The sequence below is a fragment of the Natrinema soli genome (assembly GCF_028618695.1).
Map to the genome: position 1 here is coordinate 1 of NZ_JAQIVI010000492.1, position 7,177 is coordinate 7,177.

At 64.0% G+C, this 7,177-nt stretch carries 5 protein-coding genes, 1 tRNA gene and 1 pseudogene; 3 read left to right on the plus strand and 4 right to left on the minus strand.

Features of this window, described 5'->3' with window-relative positions:
• The first annotated feature begins 326 nt into the window (after window positions 1–326).
• Window positions 327–1,463 carry an ATP-binding cassette domain-containing protein gene (locus PGX04_RS24725; RefSeq protein ID WP_273740931.1) on the plus strand — a complete coding sequence of 379 codons (1,137 nt, stop codon included), beginning with the start codon at window positions 327–329 and terminating at the stop codon, window positions 1,461–1,463.
• Window positions 1,460–2,230: an ABC transporter permease gene (locus PGX04_RS24730; protein ID WP_273740932.1), complete on the plus strand. Its 771-nt coding sequence runs from the start codon at window positions 1,460–1,462 to the stop codon at window positions 2,228–2,230. The genes PGX04_RS24725 and PGX04_RS24730 overlap by 4 nt, the downstream gene beginning before the upstream one ends.
• A gap of 52 nt (window positions 2,231–2,282) precedes the next feature.
• On the opposite strand, the gene PGX04_RS24735 is transcribed toward PGX04_RS24730, so the two are convergent.
• A complete protein-coding gene (locus PGX04_RS24735; protein ID WP_273740933.1) occupies window positions 2,283–3,530 on the minus strand; it encodes a sulfatase in 1,248 nt (415 codons plus the stop codon).
• A 109-nt stretch (window positions 3,531–3,639) separates the two neighbouring features.
• Between PGX04_RS24735 and PGX04_RS24740 the strand changes: the two genes are divergently transcribed.
• Complete coding sequence (locus PGX04_RS24740) at window positions 3,640–3,891, plus strand: hypothetical protein (RefSeq protein WP_273740934.1); 252 nt, start codon at window positions 3,640–3,642, stop codon at window positions 3,889–3,891.
• Between the two features lie 535 nt (window positions 3,892–4,426).
• On the opposite strand, the gene PGX04_RS24745 is transcribed toward PGX04_RS24740, so the two are convergent.
• From PGX04_RS24745 to PGX04_RS24755, 3 genes and pseudogenes are all read right to left on the minus strand, one after another.
• Window positions 4,427–5,854, minus strand: coding sequence for a sodium-dependent transporter (locus PGX04_RS24745; RefSeq protein WP_273740935.1), 1,428 nt, complete (start codon window positions 5,852–5,854; stop codon window positions 4,427–4,429).
• Window positions 5,855–6,740: 886 nt separating this feature from the next.
• Window positions 6,741–6,811 (minus strand) — tRNA-Gly (locus PGX04_RS24750).
• Window positions 6,812–6,919: 108 nt separating this feature from the next.
• A pseudogene (locus PGX04_RS24755) lies at window positions 6,920–7,177 on the minus strand (class I SAM-dependent methyltransferase); the annotation flags it as partial.

Below are 7,177 nucleotides of genomic sequence, written 5' to 3' on the forward strand. Positions count from 1 at the left end.
GCCTGCTCGGGCACGCGCTGTTCGGCGTGGTCCTCGGAGCCGTCTTCGCCGCGGTCGTCGATCTCCGCGATCGCACCCCCGAGACGCCGCTGTAGCGGGACGGCACCGCTGTCTCGCTCCGCCCGTCGTCTCCTCTCGACCGACGCGTCTCGTCCCGCCTGCTCGTCCCCCTTTTCACTGTCCTGCCTTCACCGTACTACTGTTACCAGCTTCGAGCGTCGCCCCAGTACCCGTCTCGGCATGCGGCCGGCCGTGATAGTTGACAGCCTCCCAACCGATGACTGTTTATTGACTGACCAGCCATTCAGTAGTAGAGCTGACCCGCTATGGATGCAATACATGTCGACGGCGTTACCAAGGAATTCGGCGACGTTACCGCGGTCGACGATCTCTCGTTCGCGGTCGAGCGCGGCGAACTGTTCGGCCTGCTCGGCCCGAACGGCGCGGGCAAGTCCACGCTGATCAACATGCTCGTGACGCTTCTCCCCCCGAGTACCGGCACGGCAACGGTCAACGGCCACGACATTAGAACCGAAAAAGGAGCGGTTCGGTCCAGTCTCGGCATCGTCTTCCAGGAACCCGCCCTCGACGAGGAGCTCACCGGTGCGGAGAACCTGGCGTTCCACTCGCGACTGTACGGACAGGATCGGGCCGAACGCGCCGAGCGCGTCGACGAGGTGCTCGAACTGGTCGGACTCTCCGCCGAGCGCGACGACCCCGTCGGCACTTACTCCGGGGGGATGAAACGCCGCCTCGAGATCGCCCGCGGGTTGCTGCACGAACCCGCCGTCCTCTTCCTCGACGAGCCGACCGTGGGGCTCGACGCGCGCACCCGCCGCGACACCTGGGAGTACATCGAACGGCTGAACGCGGAGGCCGGCGTCTCGATCGTCCTGACGACCCACTACATCGAGGAGGCCGACCACCTCTGCGATCGCGTGGCGATCGTCGACGACGGCGACATCGTCTCGATGGACTCGCCGTCGGCGCTCAAAGCGTCGCTCGGCGCCGACGTCGTCGCCCTCGAGTTCGCGAGCGACGACGACCCGACAGCACTGTTCGACCGGCTCGAGGGGCAGCCGTGGAGCCGCGAGTACACCGCGAGCGACGACGGCGTCCGGGTCACGGTCGACGACGGCGACGCACGGATCGCCGACCTCGTCCGACTGGCCGACGACGCGGGCGTCCGCATCTCGTCGGTCGATCTCCGCGAGCCGTCCCTCGAGAACGTCTTCCTCGAACTGACCGATCGCTCGGCGGCGGGCAGCGACCGGAACGGGGCAGCCACCGGGGACCGGACCGTGATGGCGAGCGGTGACCAGACGGGGAAGGCGCTCGAGTCCGACGACGGCGGTGAGGCGGGCGGAGGGACTGCGAGCCATTCGATGGACTCGAGCGGTCGCTCGGGTGGAAAGGGAGGCGACGATCGCTCGAGCGCGGTTTCCACGGAGGATCGGCCATGAAACTCGTCGACCCGCAGGCGATCTACGGGCTCTGGCTGCGCGATACGAAGCGATTCCTCCGATCGCCGTCGCGTATCGTCGGCTCGCTGGCGATGCCGCTGCTGTTCCTCGTCTTCATGGGGTTCGGATTTCAGGGCGCGGCGATCCCGGGCCTTCCCGAGGACGTCGACTATCTGCAGTACCTCGTGCCCGGAATCGTCGGCTTCACGATGCTGTTCGGTGCGTCCTTCGCCGGTCTCTCGATCCTCGCGGATCAGGACGTCGGCTTCCTGAAGGAGATTCTCGTCGCGCCCGTGAGTCGCACCTCGATCGTCCTCGGCCGGATCGCGGGTGGGTCGACGACGGCGCTCGTGCAGGCCCTCCTGATCCTCGGGCTCTCGATTCCGCTCGGGTTCGCGCCCGTGAGCCTGCTCTCGCTCCCGATCGCGGCCGCCTTCCTCGTGCTCCTCGCGATCACGTTCGTCGGCTTCGGGATCGCGCTGGCCTCCCAGTTCAGCGACAGCGAGGGGTTCGGTCTGATCGTCCAGTTCGTCATCTTCCCGCTCTTCTTCCTCTCCGGGGCGCTGTACCCGCTCGAGGGGCTTCCGAGTTCGGTGCGGTATCTGGCGTACGCGAACCCGCTGACGTACGGGGTCGACGGCCTGCGAGCGGTGCTGGTCGGCACCTCGTCGTTTTCGGTGCTGCTCGATCTCGGCGCGCTCGTCGTCTCGTCGGTCGCGATGGTCGCGATCGGTGCGGCGCTGTTCCAGCGCGTCGAGGCGGTCTGAGTGGCGACTGCTGTTTCACCACTCAGTTACTGCGTGATGGTGGACGAGGTCGCTACACTTTGTCGGCGATCGGGAGGTCGCCGACGGCCCCGACGATCCGTTCGCGCTCGGATTTCGCCTCTTCCCAGTCGTCGACCAGTCGGCGGCCGATCGCGCGCAGTTCCTCGTTCTCCAGCGGCTCTTCCTCCGGCAGCGCGCGAAGCCGCTCCTCACCCGTGTGCGTTCTGGCGTACTTCCAGTTCTCACCGCGAACGCACGTGGTCGGATTCCGGTTCCGCGTGACCACCCAGGGGTCCGTCAGCGACTCGTAGTCGCCGCCCGCCGCCAGCGTCGAGACGAGTTCTGGCAGCCGCCGCAGGGAGAACGGCTGCGTCACGGTATCGGTCGGTCCGTTGGCGACGACCAGCGGGACCCGGGCGAGCTCTTCGTGCGGGTACCCGCCGTGGCCGTAGCGGCCGTGTTCGCCGAACAGTTCGCCGTGGTCCGCGTGAATCACGATCAGCGGATCCTCGTCCATCTCGTCGAGATCGGCCAGCAGCTGCGAGAGGAACGCGTCGGTGTGTCGAACCGTGTCCTCGTACGCGTCCAAGAGCGCCGCGCGGAACCGCTCGTCGAACCAGTCCGGTCGGCCGGCGTACATCCACATATTCGCCAGGTACGTCATCACTCTCGAGCGCGAGCGATACTCATCGCCCGGGATGTAGGGGAGGTGTGGATCGACCAGGAACGACCACATGAAGTACGGCTCGTCGGCGCTCTCGAGCCACGACGTCATCTCGTCGTAATACGTCTCCCACGACATGAACATGTCCTGGCCCTGCCACCAGTTGAGGGCCTGGACGAGCGCGTAGCGGATCGAGTTCTCCGGCTTCCCGCCCTCGATGAGCCCCTGAGAGAGGTCCTCGTCCATGAAATCCTCGAAGCGGTCGAAGCCGGCATCGAAGCCGAAGTGACTCGAGGTCCACGGATTCGCGGTGAACCCCGCCGTTTCGTACCCGGCCGCCGACAGCCGCTCGGGAAGCGTCCGACGCGATCGGAGGTGCGACCGAATGTGGGTCCGCATCTGCGCTTTGGTTATCTCCGTGCTGCCCGGTCGCTCGACGGCGTGCGATCCCGTCATGAACGTCGTCGCCGACTCGTGCGTCGCCGGCCCCGTCGCGATCGCGTTCTCGAACGCGAGTCCCTCGTCGGCGAGTCGCTCGAGGGTCGGCATCGATCCCGACGAGTCGTCCGCATAGCCACAGTAATCGAGTCGAAGACTGTCGACAGTCAGTAGTATAACGTTCCGTTGATCGCCCATTCTGTCGAGACGCTATTCGGCCACGGTGATTAATACCGGTGTCGTATTCGGCAGTCTCAACCATTTATACGCCGGGTAATAATCTAGCTCGCCCGCCGATAGTCGCTTCATGGCACCGAATCAGACCGTTTCGCTGGACCGCGACGACCACGAATCGATCGCACTCCCGTCGGAACTCGTCTCGCGGATCGAATCTCGAGTCCCCAGAAGCGACTTCGACTCGGCCGCCGAGTACGTGACGTTCGTCGTCGAAGAGGTCCTGGCCACCGTCGAGGCCGAAACCGAAACGGACGACTACGAGGCGGAAGCGCAGGACGAAGTCGAAGCGCGCCTCGAGTCGCTTGGCTACCTCGAGAGCTAGCGATTCACCGAACCGTGTGCGGACCGGGATTTGAACCCGGCTGCGAGACGATCACCCTCGCCGTCTGCGCCTTCGCTGCTGGTCGGGGCCCCACCAAGCCCGGCCCCTCGCTCGCTGGTGGTCGTCACCGGTCATCACGTTCATGGTCGGTCAGCTCGGCTTGTCCGCCGCGGTCTCGATCTTTGGGGTGGCCGACGACCTCCCAAGAGAGTGCGGCGCTATGCGCCGCGGCAAGGCAACGGCCGACGGCCGTGAACCGAGGGAGCGGAGTACTTTTCGTCGAAGCGAAGCGGTATCGAAGATCCCGTGAGGCTGTCGGCACGAAGTCGTTCGAAACGGCGAAGCCGTTTCGTGATGCCCCAAATCTACGATTTGTTAACACGCCGACTGCTCGACGACGTTGTCCTCCGCTGTCGTCGGGCGGCGTCGACGCCCGACTGGAAGCGATTCCTTCGGAATCGCCCAGTCCGAGCGGGTTTTCGCTCTCTCGAACGACTGCGCAAACGTTCGGTTCGCACTGCGCGACTCGTCTCAGTCAGTCCGTGCTCTCGCTCGGTTGCGGTCGGTTTTCGGAGACGGAACGGCGGGCCACTACGACGAGCGCCATCACCGTCAGCAGCGTCGCGACCAACAACAGTCCCGTTCCCGCTGAGAGCCCGACTAGGCCCGCAACGTCGGCGTAGAACGTAAAGAGGAGAAACGCTGGGAAGAGGGTCCCGATCGCGTATCGCCACGGGATCACCAGTGGGCGTGAGAGCTGTCCCGCGCCTTCGAGGTACTCCTCGATCGCGGCCGGACCGAGGACCCAGGCCGTGTACACCATGAACCCGGTCAGGCCGAGCACCAGGAGTAGATCGACGAGGTGGTCCGCGAACAGCGTAAACACCGCGGGGCTGAACGCGTTCACGCCGCCAGTGAGTGCGATCAGCGCGAATAGCCCTCGGGTCGCCGTCGACCGCTCGAGATCGAACTCGTCAACCAGAAACGAGACCGGAATCTCGAGCATACTGATCAGACTCGTCAGGGCTGCGAGGAGAACGACGAGGAAGAAGACCGCGCCGAGAAGTCGCCCGCCGGGCAGGCTCGCGAACGCGCCGGCGATCCCGATGAACAGGGCTCCGGGGCCGCCCGCAGTCGGTCCCGGCGCGAACGAAAACAGCAACGGGAACACCACGAGGCCGGCCAGGATGCCGATACCGAGATTGAACACAGCGATAGCCGAGGCGTCGAGGGGCAGCGAGCGGTCGTCGTCGACGTAGGAGGCGTAGGTGATCATCGTCCCGCTGCCGATCGAGAGAGTGAACAGCGCCTGGCCGGCGGCGTCTCCCAGTACCGATAGGAAGTTCTCCGCGAGGTAGGCACCGTCGAATTCGAGGTAGAACTCGTATCCCTGCACGGCGCCGGGTTGTCGAGCCGCCCAGATCGCGAGTCCGACGAGCAACACGACGACGCCGGGTATCATCACCTTCGTCGTCGCCTCGATGCCGCGTCTGATCCCCGCGGCGACGATCAGAGACGTGGCCGCGAGGACGGCGAGTTGGTAGCCGAACGCTTCGGCACCGTAGCTGATCGCCGCGAAGTGGGTTTCGGGATCCGCGAAATAGGCACCCGTCGCGCTCTCGAGGAAGTACCGAAGGATCCATCCGCCGACGACGCTGTAGAACGACATCAGCATGATCGAGGTGACGACACAGAGCACGCCTAACGCCGTCCAGAAACGCGATCCACCGAGCGATTTGAACGCCCCCACTGGGTTCCGATTCGACCGTCGACCGATCACGAACGCGGCCAGCAATCCCGGAACCCCGACGACGAGGACGATGAGCAGATACAACAGTAGAAAGGCGCTCCCGCCGTTCTCCGCGGTCATCCAGGGAAATCGCCAGATGTTCCCCAGTCCGATCGCACTTCCGACCGCGGCCAAGATGAATCCAGCGCGACTCGCCCAACTCTCACGTACCATCCTGTCTCAGGGAACCGACTCGGCGCGCATAAGAATTGTTTATCAGTGACTCAGTTCATTCGCGGTGACATGGAATCACGCAATCTGAATACGACGCGTAACCCGGTCAGTTCGCATCTGTAGTCACCGGAGGCACTGTGTCCGAGAAGCGGGTAACCAGCCAATAATTACGCTATAAGATGGGCCGATTCGTGAGAGACTCACCGCGTTATTGAACCGGCTTCCCAGTGACGGGGAACCAATCGCCGTCGGCAGATGGGACGCGGATACTGCGGACCGTGCACGTGATGCCATTGACGAGTCACGCGAGGACTTCGATATAACGTTTCCTTAAAAATCAGTCTCGGGGTCGTACCGGGCCCGGATTATCCTCGGCAGTCGCGTTTTCGTTACTTCCCATAGTAGGGACGATACCTTCCAGTCGCTTGCGGGTTCCCGTTCGTCTACCGTCACGCCGTCCTTCGCTTTGCCCAATCGCTACGCGAGGTACCGCCACTAGTGCTCGCGTTCGTCTGGCGTGACGGCGTCGTAGTCGGGAATCTCTCTATTCGAGTGAGGTCTCCCGATATTTCTAGCTCTGGGTGTACTGTCTCCGTGAGGGAACCCCGAAACCATGAGCTACGTCTCGTCCAGTCTCGCGTGACCCCGATTTGTGGGTGGCTGGCTTACTGCACTGGGAGGATTTTCGCTCGAATGGACGTTGACGATACGGAGAACGGTGATGCGCGGACCTGGATTTGAACCACTCCCGAGAACCTGCTCACTTCGTTCGCAGAACCTCGGTATAATTCAAACCCCTCTATCGAGCATTTTCTCCTCACGTCCGTTTTCCGTGAGACGAGTCTCACGACGTGCTGCTCACTACGATCACAGCACCGTTGAAAAGTGCGCGGACCGGGATTTGAACCCGGGCCATGAGCTTGGAAGGCTCAGGTCCTACCACTAGACCATCCGCGCGCATTCCCGGATTTTCGTTCCACGTTTAAGGCTCTTCCTTTTCCTCGTGACCGCCCGATGGCGATCAGCGTCGCCAGCGGCGACGAATCAGCCACCTTCGAGACGGGACTATTCGGTCGTCCCAGTGCCCGCTACCGTCGCATAACAGTTCCCGCTCGAGAGTTCCCACTCGAGCAGCGCGAGGTCGCTCTGGGCGAGGTCGGCCTCGAACTCGTCTGGGGCGTAGATGTGGTAGAATCGGTCGACCGGCTCGCCGCCTGGAAGGGTCCACTCGACCGTCGTGTCGAATCCCTCGGTCTCGTCGAACCGGTCGTGGGCGGTCGACCACGCGCTGACCAGCGCGCGGCCGTCGGGGGCGAGCACCCG